Raw genomic sequence first — 17213 nt, forward strand, 5'->3', positions numbered from 1 at the left:
AGCCAGCTCGACGGCGGCTCCGGCTCCACGTTCAGCAGGCGACGGAGAAGCGTGCTCGCGGCCGTCAGGTTCCTGATGGTCGGCGGACTCTCCACCGTCACCACGGTGGGACTCTTCAACATCCTCGTGCACGGCGGCGCGCTGGCGGTGCTGAGCGACCGTCCCATCACCGCGTACACGATCGGTGTGGCCGCAGGGTTGATCGTCAACTACCTCGGCAACCGCTTCTGGACGTTCGACGCCGCCGCCCCCGACTCGATGTGGCGGCACCTCACGGCCTTCGTCGTCGCCAATGCCGTTGCCCTCGCGATTCCCGCGGTGTGCCTCGGAGTCAGCAGGTACGTCCTCGGACTGTCGTCGTTGCTCGCCGACAACGTCGCTGCGAACGTTGTCGGACTCGCGCTCGGAACCTTCACCCGCTGGCTGCTCTACCGACGTTTCGTCTTCCCCGCCCGTTGAGCGGACGCGCCGCCGTTCGCTCTGGGTGAACATCGCCGCGTCGGGTGTTCGCCCTGCGTGAACACGGGAAGCCCGAAGGCCCCGAATCCCTTGTATTCAGGCGTCACCGCCGCTTTCAGGCGGTCCACTGCCGTTGTCCTCTCCCACTAGCATGGAGTGGACAGAGACCCGACTTTGCACAAGGTCTCGGATCAAGGGGAGTTGCATGTTCGAGAGGTTCACCGACCGCGCCCGTCGTGTTGTCGTGCTCGCCCAGGAAGAGGCGCGCATGCTCAGCCACAACTACATCGGCACCGAGCACATCCTTCTTGGTCTCATCCACGAGGGTGAGGGAGTCGCCGCCAAGGCGCTCGAGAACCTCGGCATCTCGCTCGAGGCCGTGCGCGAGCAGGTCGAGGAGATCATCGGCCAGGGCCAGCAGGCCCCGAGCGGACACATCCCCTTCACCCCGCGCGCCAAGAAGGTCCTCGAGCTCAGCCTCCGCGAGGCGCTCCAGCTCGGGCACAGCTACATCGGCACCGAGCACATCCTGCTCGGCCTGATCCGCGAGGGCGAGGGTGTCGCCGCGCAGGTCCTGGTCAAGCTCGGCGCCGACCTCAACCGCGTGCGTCAGCAGGTCATCCAGCTGCTGAGCGGCTACCAGGGCAAGGAGACCGCGGCGTCCGGCGCACCGGCGGGGGAGTCTGCCCCGAGCAGCTCGCTGGTCCTCGACCAGTTCGGCCGCAACCTCACGCAGGCTGCCCGCGAGGGCAAGCTCGACCCGGTCATCGGGCGTGAGAAGGAGATCGAGCGCGTGATGCAGGTCCTCTCGCGCCGCACCAAGAACAATCCGGTGCTCATCGGCGAGCCCGGCGTCGGCAAGACCACCGTCGTCGAGGGTCTGGCGCAGGACATCGTCCGCGGCGACGTCCCCGAGACGCTGCGCGACAAGCAGATCTACACGCTCGACCTGGGCGCGCTCGTCGCCGGCTCCCGCTACCGCGGTGACTTCGAGGAGCGCCTCAAGAAGGTTCTCAAGGAGATCCGCACCCGCGGCGACATCATCCTGTTCATCGACGAGATCCACACCCTCGTCGGCGCAGGCGCGGCCGAGGGCGCGATCGACGCGGCGAGCATCCTCAAGCCGATGCTGGCCCGTGGCGAGCTGCAGACGGTCGGTGCCACGACGCTCGACGAGTACCGCAAGCACTTCGAGAAGGACGCCGCCCTCGAGCGGCGCTTCCAGCCGATCCAGGTCGCGGAGCCGTCGATCGCGCACACGATCGAGATGCTCAAGGGCCTGCGTGACCGCTACGAGGCCCACCACCGCGTGACGATCACCGACGAGGCTCTCGTCTCGGCGGCGACGCTCGCCGACCGCTACGTCTCCGACCGGTTCCTCCCCGACAAGGCCATCGACCTGGTCGACGAGGCCGGCTCCCGGCTGCGGATCCGTCGGATGACCGCTCCGCCGGACCTGCGCGACTTCGACGAGAAGATCGTCGACGTCCGCCGTCGCAAGGAGAACGCCATCGACGTCCAGGACTTCGAGTCCGCCGCGTCGCTGCGCAACGAGGAGCGCGAGCTCCTGACGGCCAAGACCGAGCGCGAGAAGCAGTGGCGCGCCGGTGACATGGACGAGGTCGCCGAGGTCGACGAGGAGCTCATCGCCGAGGTGCTCGCCCTGGCGACGGGAATCCCGATCGTGAAGCTCTCCGAGGAGGAGTCGACCCGACTGCTCAACATGGAGGACGAGCTCCACAAGCGGGTCATCGGTCAGGAAGAGGCCATCAAGGCGCTCTCCCGGGCGATCCGGCGCACGCGTGCGGGCCTCAAGGACCCGCGCCGTCCCGGTGGGTCGTTCATCTTCGCCGGACCCTCGGGTGTCGGCAAGACGTGGCTGTCCAAGGCGCTCGCCAACTTCCTGTTCGGCGACGACGACGCGCTCATCCAGCTCGACATGAGCGAGTTCTCGGAGAAGCACACCGTCTCGCGGCTGTTCGGTTCGCCTCCGGGCTACGTCGGCTACGAGGAGGGCGGCCAGCTCACCGAGAAGGTGCGGCGCAAGCCGTTCTCGGTGGTGCTCTTCGACGAGGTCGAGAAGGCCCACCCGGACATCTTCAACTCGCTGCTGCAGATCCTCGAGGAAGGTCGCCTGACCGACTCGCAGGGCCGGATGATCGACTTCAAGAACACCGTCATCATCATGACGACCAACCTGGGCACGCGTGACATCGCGAAGGGCGTCAACCTCGGCTTCAGCCAGGCCAGCGACGTCCAGGGCTCGTACGACAAGATGAAGGCCAAGGTGTCGGAGGAGCTCAAGCAGCACTTCCGTCCCGAGTTCCTCAACCGTGTCGACGAGATCGTCGTCTTCCCGCCGCTGACCCAGAACGAGATCATCGACATGGTCGACATGATGCTCGACTCCGTCGAGAAGCGGCTCAAGGACAAGGACATGGCGCTCGAGCTCACGCCTGCCGCCAAGGAGCTGCTCGCGAGGCGTGGTTTCGACCCGGTCCTCGGTGCTCGGCCGTTGCGTCGTACGGTCCAGCGCGAGATCGAGGACACGCTCGCCGAGAAGCTCCTCTTCGGTGAGGTCCGTCCGGGCCAGATCGTCCTGGTCGACGTCGAGGGCGAGGGTCCGACCGCGACCTTCACCTTCAAGGGCGAGCCGAAGGCCGAGCTGCCGGACACGCCGTTCGAGGCGACGGCCGGCAGCGGCAACGCCGGCACGGAGGGTGGCGCCGCCACCGCCAGCTGATCCCGGCGACGTACGCACGACGAAGGGCCCGCGACGACCGTCGCGGGCCCTTCGTCGTCCCCGCACCCGGCGGGAGCGGGCGGAGCAGCTCCCCTCAGCCGGGGAGTGCGTACGTGTCGGGCCCTGCGGTGACCACGAGCCCGTCGTCGAGGAGGCCGTCGAGGGCACGCTCGCGCTGCGTGGCGTCGTCCCAGACCGCACGGAGTGCTGCGCCCGCGACGGCGCCTTCGGCCTCACGGAGGACGGCCAGCAGCCGTCCGCGGCACTGGCGGTCGGTGCCTGCCCAGGTCTGCCCGCGTCGCGCGGGACCCTCGTACGGCGGCCGTCCGGCCGCGTACCACCGGCACGCCCCTCGCACGGGGCAGACGGCGCACGACGGCGTACGGGCGGTGCAGACGAGTGCACCGAGCTCCATCAGCCCGATCGACCACACCGCGGCGGTCTCGTCGTCCGGCGGGAGGACGGAGGCGGCGAGCAGCCTCTCGGGCATGGTCAGGGACGGCGCCGGCTGGGCCGCGCCCTCGAGGAGCCGGGCGAGGACGCGCCGGACGTTGGTGTCCAGAACGGCGTGCCGGCGACCGTAGGCGAACACGGCGACGGCCGCCGCGGTGTACTCACCGACTCCGGGCAGCGCGCGGAGCTGATCGAGGTCGTCGGGGACCACCCCGTCGTGGCGCTCGCCCATCGCGACCGCTGCGGCGTGGAGTCGGAGCGCCCGGCGGGGATAGCCCAGGCGCCCCCAGGCACGCACCGCCTCGCCGCTCGCCTCGGCTGCCAGCGCCCCAGGCGTCGGCCAGCGGGCGATCCAGGCCTCGTAGACGGGGACCACCCGCTCCACCGGTGTCTGCTGGAGCATGATCTCCGAGACGAGCACGTGCCAGGCCGTGGCGGTCTCGCGCCGCCAGGGCAGGTCACGGGCGTGCGCGGCGTACCAGGTCGTGACGGCGTCGTGCACGGCGTCGGGCTCCGCGACGGCGGACCCAGTCAAGGAGGTGGGAGAGACCATGGCGAGTCGATCCTGCCACGGCGGGCGCGACGGTTAGTTTGGTGGGCGTGAGCTCGGTGATGCGCCCTTCGGGCAAGCTGCCCCCCGGTGTCTACTGGCGCCGGCGGCTCGTCGTCCTGACGGCCGTCCTCCTGCTGGGCTGGCTCGCCCTCCGCGTGATCGGCGGGGGAGACGACCAGAAGGCGGGCGGAGAGCCGCCAGCGACGTCGACGTCCGTCGCCAGGCCGGAGCCCTCTGCCACCACGGCTCCGACCCGGGCACACAAGCCCCGCAAGGCCAAGGACGTCGCGGTGGACGTCCGCCTCGCCGCCGTCGACGGTGTGTGTCCGCCCGAGACGGTCTTCGTGACGCCGTCGGTCGTCGAGGGCGCCCGTGCCGGCGGCACGGTGCCGGTGACGTTGCGCGTGTCGAGCACCGCCACGAAGCCGTGCACGGTGCGCATCGACCCCTCGACGTTCGTGCTGAGCGTGAGGTCGAAGGACACCACGGTCTGGGACACCCAGGCCTGCGGCGAGATCCAGGGCCGTACGGTCGACGTCCACCCGACGTGGGCCACCGTGATCGATGTGACGTGGGACGGGCGTGCGAACGCCGACACGTGCGACGAGGAGGGCGCCTTCGCGAAGCCGGCGCCCTACAGCGCGTACGCGGCGATCCTCGGGGGAGAGCCGGCGGTCGCACGGTTCACGCTCGTGGCGCCCCCGACTCCCACGCCGACCCCTGCCCCGACGACATCGCCGGCCGCGAAGCCGGCGCCGAACCCGGGTGCGACGCCGGCGACACCGCCGAAGCCTGGGAGCGCTCCCGCCACGTCTCGCACCCCGTGAGGCGCAGGCGTCAGACGTAGCGTTCGAGGATGCTGGACTCGGCGAGCCGGGACAGGCCCTCGCGGACGCTGCGGGCCCGCAACTCGCCGACGCCGTCGACGGTCTGGAGGTCCTCGATGCTCGCCGCGAGGAGCTTCTGCAGGGTGCCGAAGTGGTCGACGAGGCGTTCGATGACGGTGTTGGGCAGACGGGGGATCTTGGCGAGCAGCCGATAGCCGCGGGGTGACACGGCCGACTCGAGGTGCTCACCCGTGCCGAGGCCGAGGGCGCGGGCCACGGCGCCGAGGTCGACCAGGTCGCCGGCGACGATGTGAGAGAGGTCCTCGAGGATCTCGGCGGGAGGCTTGCCGCGACGGCCGCCTGGCGCGTAGTCGCGCACGATCAGCTCACGCTCGCTCTCGACGCCGGTCACGAGCTCGTCGAGCTGGAGCGACAGCAGGCGCCCGTCGGTGCCGAGCTCGAGCACGTAGTCCTCGATCTCGGCGGCGATCCGGGTCACCATCTCGAGGCGCTGAGCGACCGCGGCGACGTCGCGCACGGTCACCAGGTCCTCGATCTCGAGGGCCGACAGCGCGCCGGAGACCTCGTCGAGCCGCAGCTTGTAGCGCTCGAGGGTGGCGAGCGCCTGGTTGGCGCGACCGAGGATGGCGCCGGCCTCCTCGAGCACGCGGCGGGTGCCGTCGACGTAGAGGGCGATGATGTGCATCGAGGCGGAGACCGAGATCACCGGGACGTTGGTCTGGCGCGCGACACGGTCGGCGGTGCGGTGCCGGGTGCCCGTCTCGTGCGTGGGGATGGACGGGTCGGGCATCAGGTGCACGCCTGCCCGGAGGATCCGGGTGGCGCCCCTGTCGAGGATGATCGCGCCGTCCATCTTGGCCAGCTCGCGCAGGGCGGTGGGCGTGAAGGGGACGTCGAGAACGAAACCACCGGTCGAGAGGGCGTCGATGTCCTTGTCCTGGCCGAAGACGATCAGCGCGCCGGTGCGGCCGCGCAGGATGCGCTCGAGGCCTTCGCGCAGGGCGGTCCCGGGCGCGACGGAGGCGAGCGTCGCCCGGAGGATCGAGGGCGTCCCGCTCGCGCGATCGTTGATCGACACCTGGCTCCCCCGCGAGATCTGATTCAATGACTTCCGTCAGTGTAATGGCAGGCCCCTGAGGCCGAGGCCGCCGCGCGTCAACCGTCGCGAGAGCCGATGCCGAGAGCGCGGAGCGCGCCGGCCAGGTCATCGACCGGCAGGACGGTGAGGCCCGGGACGTCCGTGGTGCCCGGAGTCACGTCGGAGCCGTCTCGCGGGACCACGGCACGACGGAATCCGAGCCGGGCTGCCTCGCGGAGGCGTTGCCCCAGGTGGGTCACGCGCCGCACCTCTCCGGCGAGGCCGACCTCGCCGAGCGCGACCAGGTCGGTCGGGACGAGGGTGTCCGTCGCGGCCGACGCGACGGCGACGGCGGCGGCGAGGTCGACCGACGGCTCGCTCAGGCGGGCTCCGCCGACCGTCGCGGCGTAGACGTCGGCGCGACCGAGAGCCAGCCCGCACCGTCGCGAGAGGACGGCCAGGATCATCGCCATCCGCGAGCTGTCGAGACCGCTGGTCGCTCGGCGTGGCTGCGGCAGCTCCGTCGGCGACACCAGCGCCTGGACCTCCGCGAGCAGAGGGCGACGGCCCTCCATCGTCACGGTGATGCAGGTGCCGGAGACCGGTTGGTGGTGACGCGACACGAAGAGCCCGGTCGGGTCGGGCACCTCGACGATGCCGGACTCGGAGAGGTCGAAACACCCGATCTCGTCGACCGGGCCGTAGCGGTTCTTGACGGCCCGGACCAGGCGCAGCCGCGAGTTGCGGTCTCCCTCGAAGTGCAGGACGACGTCGACGAGGTGCTCGAGGACGCGCGGACCCGCGATCGATCCGTCCTTGGTGACGTGGCCGACGAGGATCGTCGGGATGTCGCGGGACTTGGCCACCTGGATGAGCGTCGAGGTGACCTCACGGACCTGCGTCACCCCACCCGGCGTGCCGTCGACCGAGGACGAGCCGATGGTCTGGACGGAGTCGACCACGAGGAGGGACGGCTTGACCTCGTCGACGTGGGCGAGGACGGCGCCGAGGTCGGTCTCGCTCGCGAGGTAGAGGCTGTCGTGGACCGCGCCGGTGCGGTCGGCGCGCAGCCGGACCTGCGCGACCGACTCCTCGCCGGAGACGTAGAGCGTCGTGGCCAGACCTCGGGCCCAGCGTGCGGCCACCTCGAGCAGCAGCGTCGACTTGCCGACTCCGGGCTCGCCGGCGAGCAGCACCACGGCCCCGGGGACGAAACCACCGCCGAGGACCCGGTCGAGCTCGGCGACGCCGGTCGGCTGTGAGCGAGAGCTCTCGACGTCGACCTGACCGATCGGCAGGGCGCTGCGCGTCACCGTCGTCGCGGCCGTGCGGGTGGCGGGGGAGGGGGCACCGACCTCCTGGACCGTGCCCCAGGCCTGGCACTCGCCGCACCTGCCGACCCACTTGGTGCTCGTCCAGCCGCACTCCGTGCACCGCACCGGGGTCGTGGTCTTGGCCATGACGGACACGTTAGGTGAGAGCACCGACAGTCCTGCACGGACGCGCCCGTAGCGGTGTGGGCGGTGACCGAGCTGCTCAGATCCGGCCGCGCCACGAGCGCGCGGCAGCATCCTCCCGGCGCGTGTCGAGATGGGCGCGCACGGCCCCGTAGATCGGGACCCAGGTGCTCGGGAGCACGAGGATCAGGGCGCCGAGCAGGGGCGACACGGCGCCCTCGGCGGCCCGGGTGCTGCCCTCGCTGAGCAGCAGACCGGTGGCGAGGACGGCGACCAGACCGGGCAGGTAGCCCCACAGCGCCGGACGGAGCCTGCCCGTCAGACGCATCAGGGCCAGGGCGCCGGCGAAGCAGCTGAAGGCCACGAGCGCCGACATCACGGCCGCGGCCTCGAAGCCGGCGGCGTCGAGGTTGCGGAGGATGAGGAGGTGCGCTCCGACCGCGCCGAGCACGGCCGTCACGGCGATGCTGGTCACGACGGTGGCCGTGTCACCCAGGTGCCCGGAGATCCGTAGAACGCTGCTCATGGATCAAGGGTGTAGTCCGGAATCACTACGGACATCCGTTGTCGTACTCAGTTCAACCACACGAACCGAGGCGCACGGTCCTAGATGCGGACCTCACCGCGGGCCGTCGCGAAGGTCGCCGCCACGATGCCCGGCAACCCGTTCGGGGCCACCCAGCGCACGTCGACGTCGGTGAGCGCGTGGAGGACCGACTCCCCGAGGTACTGGGTGACGCGGTCGGGCGACCCGGCGATCTCGAGAGAGCGCAGCTGCACGCTCGCCGGACCCGAGCGGGACGGGTGCTCGGAGTCGGGGACGTCCCACGACACCACGAACGGCAGCTGGGGGTCGGCCTGGGTCCCGCGGACCCCGATCTGCCGCCACTCGAGGTTGAAGCCGTCGGGTCGACGCCGGTTGCCCGGCACCGCGTGGCGGCCCATGCGGTGCTCGACGGGGCCCATGTCGTCGACACGGACGACCCATCCCAGCCAGCCGCCACCGAGGTCGGTGCGGGCGCGTACGGCCTGCCCGAAGGGCGCCTTGTCCGACGCCGGGTGGTCCAGAGCCGCCACGACCTCGAGGTACTGGTCGCCGAGGAGGGGGAGAACCATGTTGCGGGTCCCGAAGCGGGGGTGGTTGCCGCCGTCCACGAACGACGCACCGAGCGCCTCGCCGAGCCGCGACGTGGTGGCGGCCAGCCCGTCAGGGCCGGCGGCGAACGAGAGATGGTCCAGGCGCATGGGTCATTGTGGCCCCCGGCACATCGTCTTCGGGCCACCGGGGTGCGTCCTCCGGACGGTGGTCGTCGCTCAGGCGCCCGGGTCGGCGCGGTGCCGGGTCCTGCGGTGCTCGCCGGCGAGGTGCTCCTCGCACAGCGAGACGAGAGCGGCGTACCCGTCCGGGCCCATCAGCGCGGTCAGCTCGTCGGCGTTGGAGAGATAGACCGGCTCCAGGCCGACGTGGGCCTCGGTGTTGGCCGAGCAGTACCAGTCGAGGTCGTGGCCTCCCGGACCCCACGCGGCCCGCGTGTACTCACCGATGGACACCTCCGTGTACGAGGTGCCGTCGCCGCGCTCCACGTCCCGGAACTGCCGGCGGATCGGAAGCTGCCAGCACACGTCCGGCTTGGTCCGCACCGGTGACACCTCGTGGTCGAGCGCCCACTTGTGGAGGGCGCACCCGACGCCACCGGCGAAGCCCTCGCGGTTGTGGAAGATGCACGCACCCTCGTAAGCCCGGGTCTTGAGGTCACCCTCCTCGTCGGTCTCGGTCCACCCCTGCGCGGTGCCCTCGGCGTGGTGCTGCCAGTCGTCGGGACCGAGCTTCTTCACGTACTTCTTGACGCGCCGGTAGTCGGCGTCGTCGGCGAAGTGCGCACCGAGCGTGCAGCAGCCCACGTCGGGTGCGTCGGCATAGATGCCGCGGCACCCGCGTCCGAAGATGCAGGTCCAGCGCGACGTGAGCCAGGTGAGGTCGCACCGGAACACCTGCGTGTCGTCGGCAGGGTCGGGGAACTCCGCCCACGCGCGGGGAAAGTCGAGCAGCACCTCGGGCACGACTTCACTGTAGACCGGCGAGACGAGGCCGCTCGGTACGCTCACCACCATGCGCATCGGAGTCCTGGACATCGGCTCGAACACCGGGCACCTCCTGGTGGTCGACGCCTACCGGGGCGCTCCGCCGTTGCCGGCCTTCACCTACAAGGAGCCGCTGCGGCTGGCCGAGCACCTCGACGCCGAGGGCGCGGTGGAGCCGCGAGGGGTCAAGGCGCTGGTCCGCTTCGTCGACGAGGCACGTGCCGTGGCGGCCGACAAGGGGTGCTCGGAGGTGATCGCCTTCGCGACCTCCGCAGTCCGCGACGCCGTCAACGCCGACGCCGTGCTCGCCAAGGTCGAGGCGCAGACCGGGGTCCGGCTCGAGGTGCTGCCGGGGGAGGACGAGGCCCGGCTCACGTTCCTCGCCGTCCGCCGATGGTTCGGGTGGTCGTCCGGCCGGCTCGGCGTGTTCGACATCGGTGGCGGCTCGCTCGAGATCGCGGCCGGCCGCGACGAGACTCCCGACGTCTGCGCATCCCTGCCGCTGGGCGCGGGTCGCCTCACCCGCGACCGCTTCCCCGACGGGGTGCCCTCCGACGCGCAGTACGAGGAGACACGCCTGTTCGTCCGTCAGCAGATCGCCGCCAGCGTCGGTCCGCTCCGTCGAGGAGGAGGGTTCGACCACGCGGTCGCGACGAGCAAGACGTTCCGCTCGCTCGCCAGGCTGTGCGGCGCGGCACCGTCCCAGGAAGGGACGTACGTGCGCCGCGTCCTCGAGCGCGACCTGCTGGCCGCCCACCTCGAGGAGCTGCGGACCTTGCCGGTGAGCGCGATCGCCCAGCGTCCCGGTGTCTCGGCGAACCGCGCGCACCAGATGGTCGCCGGCGCCGTCATCGCCGACGCCGTGATGGACCTCTTCGACCTGCCGGCTCTCGAGATCTGCCCGTGGGCGCTGCGCGAGGGTGTCCTGCTCGAGCGCCATGACCACATGTGACCCCCTTCGCACTCCGACGGGGCCCGTGGGCCTCGGCGCGTAACCTGGTCCCGTGACCGACGACCCCGCTCACCCCGTCTCCGTCCCCGCCGCCCGCGTGGCGCTGTCGACGTCGTCGGTCTATCCGGAGTCGACGGAGGTGGGATTCGAGATCGCCAAGCGCCTCGGCTACGACGGCGTCGAGGTGATGGTCGGCACCGACGCCACGAGCGCCGACATCGACGCGATCGTCGAGCTTCAGGAGCGGCACGGGATCGACGTGCTCTCGGTGCACGCTCCGTGCCTGCTCATCACCCAGCGGGTCTGGGGCACCGACCACTGGGTCAAGCTGGAGAAGAGCGCGGAGATGGCGCGCGCCTGCGGCGCCGGACTGGTCGTGGTGCATCCGCCGTTCCGCTGGCAGCGCGAGTACGGACGCGCGTTCGAGGACGGTGTCGCCGAGCTCGAGGAGAGCACCGGGGTCGTCTTCGCCGTCGAGAACATGTACCCGTGGCGTACGGGCAAGCGCGAGTTCCAGGCGTACGCGCCCGGCTGGGACCCGGTGGTCTTCGGCTACGAGCACGTCACCCTGGACGTCTCCCACTGTGCGACGTCGGGCAGCGACCCGGTGGAGATGGCGAGCGAGCTCGGGCGGCGGCTGGCGCACGTCCACCTCGGCGACGGCACGGGGTCGGCACGCGACGAGCACCTGGTCCCCGGGCGGGGCGAGCAGCCGGTGGGCGAGCTCCTCGGTGTGCTGGCCGAGCGGGGTTACGCCGGTGACGTGGTGGTCGAGGTGACGACGCGCAAGGCCGCCGACCGGGCGGAGCGCGAGGCCGATCTGGCCGAAGCGCTGGCGTTCACCCGTCTCCACCTCGCCTCGATCGTCCCCTCCGGCGACCACTGACCCGGCGGACACCCGACGACGCGAGGGCCGCGAGTGTGAACAAGAGCGCCTCGCGACCCCCTCTCGGCCTTACGCTGCCGCCATGGCAGGAAGACGCCCGGGCGCACCCGACACGCGGGGCGAGATCGTCGTCGCCGCACGGGCCGAGCTCGCGCAGCGCGGCTACGACGGCACGTCCATCCGCGCGGTCGCACGGCGGGCCCGCGTCGATCCGGCGCTCGTCCACCACTACTTCAAGGACAAGCAGCGACTCGTCCGCGCCGCACTCGCGCTTCCCGTGGACCCGGTCGTCGCCCTCGGCCCGGTCCTGGTGGCCTCGACCGACGACGCTGGCAGCGCCTTCGTCCGGGCAATGCTGACGGCGTGGGACGATCCGGCCAACCGGGAGGCCGTGGTCGCGATGGCTCGCAGCGGGCTCGGCAGCGCCGACCAGGGAGCGATCGTCCGCGACGCCATCCTCGACGGTCCCGTGAGGGAGCTGCTGCGGCGCCACCGGCCGGATGCGCCACCTGCGGTGCCGGCACTCCTGCTCGCGGAGATGGTGGGCCTCGTCGCCGCGCGCTACCTCCTCGAGGTGGAGCCGCTCGCCACGATGACGGTCGACGAGCTCGTCGCCGTGGTCGGCCCGACAGTGCAGAGCTACCTCGGCCTCGACGCCCTCGCCACCTCGCCGGCACGCGACCACAGCGCCTGACGGAGACCGTCACCCCTATCCTCAGACCATGGGCAGCAGAGTTGCGGTCGTCGGTGCCGGCGCGATGGGAGAGGCGATCGTCTCGGGGATGCTCGCGCACGGCTGGCGTCCTGCCGACCTCGTGCTGGCGGTACGCCGTGAGGAGCACGCCGCCGCGCTGCGCGCCTCGTACGGGGTCGAGGTGACCGACGCGCTCTCGGCGGCGGCGGAGGCCGACGTCGTCCTCGTGGGCGTCAAGCCGTACGACGTCGCCGGCGTCCTGGCTCAGATCGGTCCCCGCCTGCGCCCCGGCACGCTCGTCGCGTCTCTCGCCGTCGGGATCACGACGACGGCGCTCGAGGCGGCGCTCCCCGAGGGCACGCCGGTCGTCCGCGTCATGCCCAACACGCCGTCGCAGGTCGGGGCCGGCGTCGCCGTGATCTCCGCGGGGACGCACTGCGACGACGCGCAGCTCGCCGTCGTGGACGAGATCATGAGCGCCGTGGGCATCGTCGTCCGCGTCCCCGAGCGGCTCCAGGACGCCGCCGGAGCGATCTCCGGGTCCGGTCCGGCGTACGTGTTCCTCGCGATCGAGGCGCTGGTCGAGGCCGGGGTCCATCTCGGACTTCCGCGGGCGACCGCCACGGATCTCGCCGTTCAGACATTCGTGGGAGCGTCCCGGCTGGCCGCCGAGACCGGCGAGCACCCGGCGGTGCTCCGCGAGCGCGTCACCTCGCCGGGCGGGACCACTGCGGCGGCGTTGAGCGAGCTGGAGGAGCGCGGGCTGCGCGCTGCCTTCATCGCCGCCACCCGGGCCGCCCGGGACCGCTCCCGCGAGATCGGCGACTGACGCGGTCGTGAAGGGGACGCGACAGGGCAGAGACCCACGTCACGCTCGGGGCTAGGCTGACGGTATGGATGACCGACCCGGGACCGCATGCGTCGTCTCCGACGACCGACTGACCGGCTACAACTTCGGTCCGTCCCATCCGATGGCGCCGATCCGGGTCGACCTGGCCATGGAGCTGGCGACCGAGCTCGGGGTGGTCGGCGACGACCTTCGGCGGGTGGGGTCGAAGGCTGCCGACGATGATCTCATCGCGACCGTCCACACACCGGCCTACATCGAGGCGGTCCGCGCGGTGAGCGCGGACCCGTCCGTCCCGAACCTCGCCGCCGGGCTCGGCACCGACGACAACCCGACCTTTGCCGACATGCACACCGCGGGCGCCCTGATCGTCGGCGCCTCCGTGGAGGCGGCACGGCGCGTCTGGACCGGTCAGAGCCTGCGCGCGCTCAACGTGTGCGGCGGCCTGCACCACGCCATGCCGGACCGCGCGAGCGGCTTCTGCGTCTACAACGACGTGGCTGTCGCGATCCGGTGGCTGCTCGACAACGGGGCGCAGCGGGTCGCCTACGTCGACGTCGACGCCCACCACGGCGACGGCGTCCAGCAGATCTTCTACGACGACCCTCGCGTCCTGACGGTCTCGCTCCACGAGACTCCGCAGACGCTCTTTCCCGGCACCGGGGTCGCGACCGAGATCGGCACCGACGACGGCATCGGCACCGCGGTCAACGTCGCGCTCCCTCCGGGCACCTCCGACGCCGGGTGGCTGCGCGCCTACCACGCGGTCGTCCCGCAGCTCGTCGGAGAGTTCAAGCCCGACGTGCTCGTGACCCAGCAGGGGTGCGACTCCCACATGGACGACCCGCTGACCAACCTGATGCTGAGCGTCGACGGTCAGCGTGCGTCGTACCTCGCGCTGCGGGACCTCGCCGAGGAGGTGTGCGCCGGACGCTGGGTCGGCTTCGGGGGCGGCGGCTACGCGGTGCTCGACGTGGTGCCGCGCTCGTGGGCGCACCTGATGGCGATCGTCGCCGGACGTCCGATCGAGCTCGACACCCCCACACCCCCGGCATGGCGTGAGCACGTCGTCGCGCTCAAGAGCGGGGGCATGGCCCCCCAGCGGATGACCGACGGACGGTCCACGTCCTACCGCGACTGGCGCGAGGGGTACGACCCGGCGAGCTGGCTGGACCGGCAGATCCTCGCCACCCGCAACGCGCTCTTCCCTCTGTACGGGCTCGACCCGATGCCGTGATCGCGGCCTAACCCGGGTCCGCTTGACCCCGATGCCCGCCGAACCCGTACCCTTGGCTGGGTCGTCCCACGTCCGGGACGCCTCGTGTGTGGCCGTGTGAAGCAGAGAAGGTGAACCGTGGGTTCTGTCATCAAGAAGCGCCGCAAGCGCATGTCGAAGAAGAAGCACCGCAAGATGCTCAAGCGCACACGCGTCCAGCGTCGTCGTCTCGGCAAGTAGCCCCCGGGTCACCACGATGGGTCGCGTCGTCCTGGTGACCGGCGTCGCGCGCGACCTCGGGTCGAGGCTCGCGCGTCGTCTGGCGGTCACGCCAGGCATCGACAAGGTGGTCGGGCTCGACGTCCAGCCGCCGCCCGGCGACATTCACGGGATCAAGTACGTGCGTGCCGACATCCGCACGCCGGTGATCGGCAAGGTCCTGGCCGTCGAGGACGTCGACACCGTGGTGCACATGAACGTCGGGGCCCCGCAGCGCCAGCTCGGCTCGCGCAGCGCGGTCAAGGAGATCAACGTCATCGGCACGATGCAGCTCCTCGCTGCGTGCCAGAACTCCCGGACGGTCGAGCGGCTCGTCGTCCAGTCCTCGACCGCCGTCTACGGGACGTCGGCGCGCAACCCGGCGATGTTCACCGAGCACACCCCCTCCCGGTCGGTCGCCGGCAGCGGCTTCCCGAAGGACGCCGTCGACATCGAGGCGTACGTCCGCGGCTTCGGCCGCCGTCGGCCCGACGTGACGATCGCGACCTTCCGGCTCGGCAACGTCCTGGCGGCCGACGTGCTCGGCCCCTTCAGCGAGTACCTCCAGCTCCCGGTCCTGCCGGCGATGCTCGGTTACGACCCGCGGCTGCAGTTCCTGCACCCGTTCGACGCGCTCAACGTCCTCTCGCTGGCCGCGACCGGAGACGTCACCGGCACCTACAACGTCGTCGGACCCCAGGTCCTCGCGCTGAGCCAGGCGGCACGTCGGCTCGGACGTCCGCTGCTGCGCCTGCCGTCGGTGGGGTTCAACAGCGTCACCCAGCGCATGGTGCGGATGATGAGCTCCGACTTCACGCCGGAACTCGCACGACTGTTCAAGTACGGCCGGGTGTGCGACGGCTCCAAGCTGGAGCGTGAGCTCGGCTACGAGATGCTCTACTCCACTCCGCAGACCCTGGACGCGTTCGCCGAGACCATCGAGCCCGGTGTGCTGTCCGCGATGGGAGGCACCCGTGTCTGACGCCCCGCAGGAGGACCCTCCGATCGGCTCGCCGGAGGTGACGAAGACCGCTGCGAAGAAGGCCTCGGTCAAGAAGGCGCCGGCCAAGAAGGCGCCGGCCAAGAAGGCGTCCGCCGCCAAGAAGACAGCCACCGCCAAGAAGACAGCCACCGCGAAGGCTCCGGCTGCGAAGAAAGCGCCGGCCAAGAAGGCACCCGCCGCCAAGAAGGCGCCCGTGAAGAAGGCGGCCCCTGCCGCGAAGGCGCCCTCCTCCCGGCCCGCACCCGTCGAGAAGCCGGCCGTGCAGATCGCGCCGAAGGCGGACGTGCCCGCGATCGGCAGCCCGGTCGAGGTCATCACGGTGACTCCGGCGCGGGTCGAGCCGGAGCCCCTCCACGTCGCACCGGAGCCGGACCGGGAGACGCCCACTCCGGAGGCGACCACCCACGAGCGGCCCACGTTCTCGCTCGTCGTGGACAACGAGCAGGAGCCCGCCGCAGAGGCGGCCCCGGGCATCCCGCTCGCCGAGCTGGTGTCTGCGCTGGTCGAAGGCGCACGCTCGGTCCTCGGCGAGGACTGGGAGGCGAAGGCTGCCGAGCTGCTCGCCCTGGTGCGCCGGCGGATCGCCGGTGACTACGAGGTCGACGAGTTCGGGCTGGACTCCCAGCTGCACGCCATCGGCATGGCGGCGATCCGTCCACTGGCCGAGAAGTGGTTCCGCATCGAGGTTCGCGGGGCGGAGCACATCCCTTCCGACGGCGGCGCCCTCGTCGTCGCGAACCACTCCGGCACCATCCCGGTCGACGCCGCGATGACGACGCTGATCGTCAACGACCACGCGCAGCGCACGCTCCGGCTGCTCGGCGCCGACCTGGTCTTCGAGCTGCCGTTCGCCGGTGAGCTCGCCCGCAAGATGGGCGCGACGCTGGCCTGCAACGAGGATGCCGAGCGTCTGCTCGGCGACGGGCACATCGTCGGCGTCTGGCCAGAGGGGTTCAAGGGGATCGGCAAGCCGTACAGCGAGCGCTACAAGCTCCAGCGGTTCGGACGCGGCGGTTTCGTGTCTGCGGCGATGCGCGCCGGTGTGCCGATCGTGCCGGTGTCGATCGTGGGCGCCGAGGAGATCTACCCGATGATCGGCAACGTCCCCTCGCTCGCGCGTCTGCTCGGGCTGCCGTACCTCCCGATCACGCCGTTCTTCCCCTGGCTCGGCCCGCTCGGGCTGATCCCGTTGCCCAGCAAGTGGATCATCGAGTTCGGGGAGCCGGTCCGCACCGACGCCTATCCCCCCGAGGCCGCCGACGACCCGATGCTCGTCTTCAACGTCACCGACCAGGTGCGCGAGACCATCCAGCAGACGCTCTATGCGCTGCTGGTGGACCGCGGGCACCCGTTCGTCTGAGTCGTCGACCTCGGCCGGGCGGCGGTCTCAGTCGGCGGGTCTCAGTGTCGACGGGCGCGCGCTGCGCCGAGGGCGGCACCTGTCACCGCTCCGGCGGCCGCCACGCCGAGGAGACCGACCTTGGCCGCCTTGCGCCCCGTCCGGTAGTCGACGACGTCCCATCCGTGCTTGCGTGCGTGGTAGCGCAGGTGCGAGTCAGGGTTGACCGCGTACGGGTGGCCGACGAGCGAGAGCATCGGCAGGTCGTTGAACGAGTCGGAGTACGCGGAGCAGCGATCGAGGTCGAGACCCTCCTCTCGAGCGAGCGCCAGCACCGCGTCGGCC

The 17213-nt window shown here is 71.2% G+C and carries 18 protein-coding genes; 11 read left to right on the forward strand and 7 right to left on the reverse strand.

Going from position 1 to position 17213, the window contains the following annotated elements; translation table 11 throughout:
- Positions 1 to 459: GtrA family protein (locus PV363_RS07555; protein ID WP_301022038.1), on the forward strand; the 459-nt coding region annotated here is incomplete at its 5' end.
- 205 nt (positions 460 to 664) lie between these two features.
- Entirely contained in the window at positions 665 to 3202 is a 2538-nt protein-coding gene (locus tag PV363_RS07560) for an ATP-dependent Clp protease ATP-binding subunit (RefSeq protein ID WP_220345401.1), read from the forward strand.
- A 94-nt stretch (positions 3203 to 3296) separates the two neighbouring features.
- Here the strand turns inward: PV363_RS07560 and PV363_RS07565 are convergent, their stop codons facing one another.
- Positions 3297 to 4208, reverse strand: a complete 912-nt coding sequence (locus PV363_RS07565) for an A/G-specific adenine glycosylase (protein WP_301022039.1) — start codon at positions 4206 to 4208, stop codon at positions 3297 to 3299.
- 47 nt (positions 4209 to 4255) lie between these two features.
- Here PV363_RS07565 and PV363_RS07570 point away from each other — a divergent pair, with 47 nt between their 5' ends.
- Positions 4256 to 5035: a hypothetical protein gene (locus PV363_RS07570; protein WP_220364862.1), complete on the forward strand. Its 780-nt coding sequence runs from the start codon at positions 4256 to 4258 to the stop codon at positions 5033 to 5035.
- A gap of 10 nt (positions 5036 to 5045) precedes the next feature.
- Here the strand turns inward: PV363_RS07570 and disA are convergent, their stop codons facing one another.
- The 5 genes from disA to PV363_RS07595 form a co-directional block, all read right to left on the reverse strand.
- Positions 5046 to 6134, reverse strand: a complete 1089-nt coding sequence (disA, locus tag PV363_RS07575) for a DNA integrity scanning diadenylate cyclase DisA (RefSeq protein WP_301022040.1) — start codon at positions 6132 to 6134, stop codon at positions 5046 to 5048.
- 77 nt (positions 6135 to 6211) lie between these two features.
- The gene (radA, locus tag PV363_RS07580; RefSeq protein ID WP_220342199.1) at positions 6212 to 7594 is read right to left on the reverse strand and encodes a DNA repair protein RadA; all 1383 of its coding nucleotides are present in this window, start codon (positions 7592 to 7594) and stop codon (positions 6212 to 6214) included.
- Between the two features lie 76 nt (positions 7595 to 7670).
- Positions 7671 to 8117, reverse strand: coding sequence for a hypothetical protein (locus PV363_RS07585; RefSeq protein ID WP_220342198.1), 447 nt, complete (start codon positions 8115 to 8117; stop codon positions 7671 to 7673).
- 80 nt (positions 8118 to 8197) lie between these two features.
- The gene (locus PV363_RS07590) at positions 8198 to 8836 is read right to left on the reverse strand and encodes a VOC family protein (protein ID WP_220342197.1); all 639 of its coding nucleotides are present in this window, start codon (positions 8834 to 8836) and stop codon (positions 8198 to 8200) included.
- A 69-nt stretch (positions 8837 to 8905) separates the two neighbouring features.
- Positions 8906 to 9652, reverse strand: coding sequence for a hypothetical protein (locus PV363_RS07595; RefSeq protein ID WP_301022041.1), 747 nt, complete (start codon positions 9650 to 9652; stop codon positions 8906 to 8908).
- 49 nt (positions 9653 to 9701) lie between these two features.
- Between PV363_RS07595 and PV363_RS07600 the strand changes: the two genes are divergently transcribed.
- The 8 genes from PV363_RS07600 to PV363_RS07635 all read left to right on the forward strand — a co-directional run bounded on the left by PV363_RS07600 (position 9702) and on the right by PV363_RS07635 (position 16889).
- Positions 9702 to 10625: a Ppx/GppA phosphatase family protein gene (locus tag PV363_RS07600; protein WP_220342195.1), complete on the forward strand. Its 924-nt coding sequence runs from the start codon at positions 9702 to 9704 to the stop codon at positions 10623 to 10625.
- Positions 10626 to 10677: 52 nt separating this feature from the next.
- Positions 10678 to 11511 (forward strand): sugar phosphate isomerase/epimerase, encoded by an 834-nt coding sequence (locus PV363_RS07605; protein WP_220342194.1) that lies wholly within the window; start codon positions 10678 to 10680, stop codon positions 11509 to 11511.
- An 82-nt stretch (positions 11512 to 11593) separates the two neighbouring features.
- A complete protein-coding gene (locus tag PV363_RS07610) occupies positions 11594 to 12205 on the forward strand; it encodes a TetR family transcriptional regulator (protein WP_220342193.1) in 612 nt (203 codons plus the stop codon).
- Between the two features lie 28 nt (positions 12206 to 12233).
- Positions 12234 to 13034 carry a pyrroline-5-carboxylate reductase gene (gene proC / locus PV363_RS07615; protein WP_301022042.1) on the forward strand — a complete coding sequence of 267 codons (801 nt, stop codon included), beginning with the start codon at positions 12234 to 12236 and terminating at the stop codon, positions 13032 to 13034.
- A 64-nt stretch (positions 13035 to 13098) separates the two neighbouring features.
- Complete coding sequence (locus tag PV363_RS07620; RefSeq protein ID WP_220342191.1) at positions 13099 to 14289, forward strand: acetoin utilization protein AcuC; 1191 nt, start codon at positions 13099 to 13101, stop codon at positions 14287 to 14289.
- 117 nt (positions 14290 to 14406) lie between these two features.
- Entirely contained in the window at positions 14407 to 14508 is a 102-nt protein-coding gene (locus tag PV363_RS07625) for an AURKAIP1/COX24 domain-containing protein (RefSeq protein ID WP_019143756.1), read from the forward strand.
- 16 nt (positions 14509 to 14524) lie between these two features.
- Positions 14525 to 15508, forward strand: a complete 984-nt coding sequence (locus PV363_RS07630; RefSeq protein ID WP_220342190.1) for an NAD-dependent epimerase/dehydratase family protein — start codon at positions 14525 to 14527, stop codon at positions 15506 to 15508.
- Positions 15501 to 16889 carry a 1-acyl-sn-glycerol-3-phosphate acyltransferase gene (locus tag PV363_RS07635; protein WP_366525457.1) on the forward strand — a complete coding sequence of 463 codons (1389 nt, stop codon included), beginning with the start codon at positions 15501 to 15503 and terminating at the stop codon, positions 16887 to 16889. Before PV363_RS07630 ends, PV363_RS07635 begins: the two co-directional genes overlap by 8 nt.
- A gap of 41 nt (positions 16890 to 16930) precedes the next feature.
- On the opposite strand, the gene PV363_RS07640 is transcribed toward PV363_RS07635, so the two are convergent.
- Positions 16931 to 17213: HAD hydrolase family protein (locus tag PV363_RS07640; protein WP_301022043.1), on the reverse strand; the 283-nt coding region annotated here is incomplete at its 5' end.

This window comes from Mumia sp. (genome assembly GCF_028803055.1).
In the GTDB taxonomy this organism is placed as follows: domain Bacteria; phylum Actinomycetota; class Actinomycetes; order Propionibacteriales; family Nocardioidaceae; genus Mumia.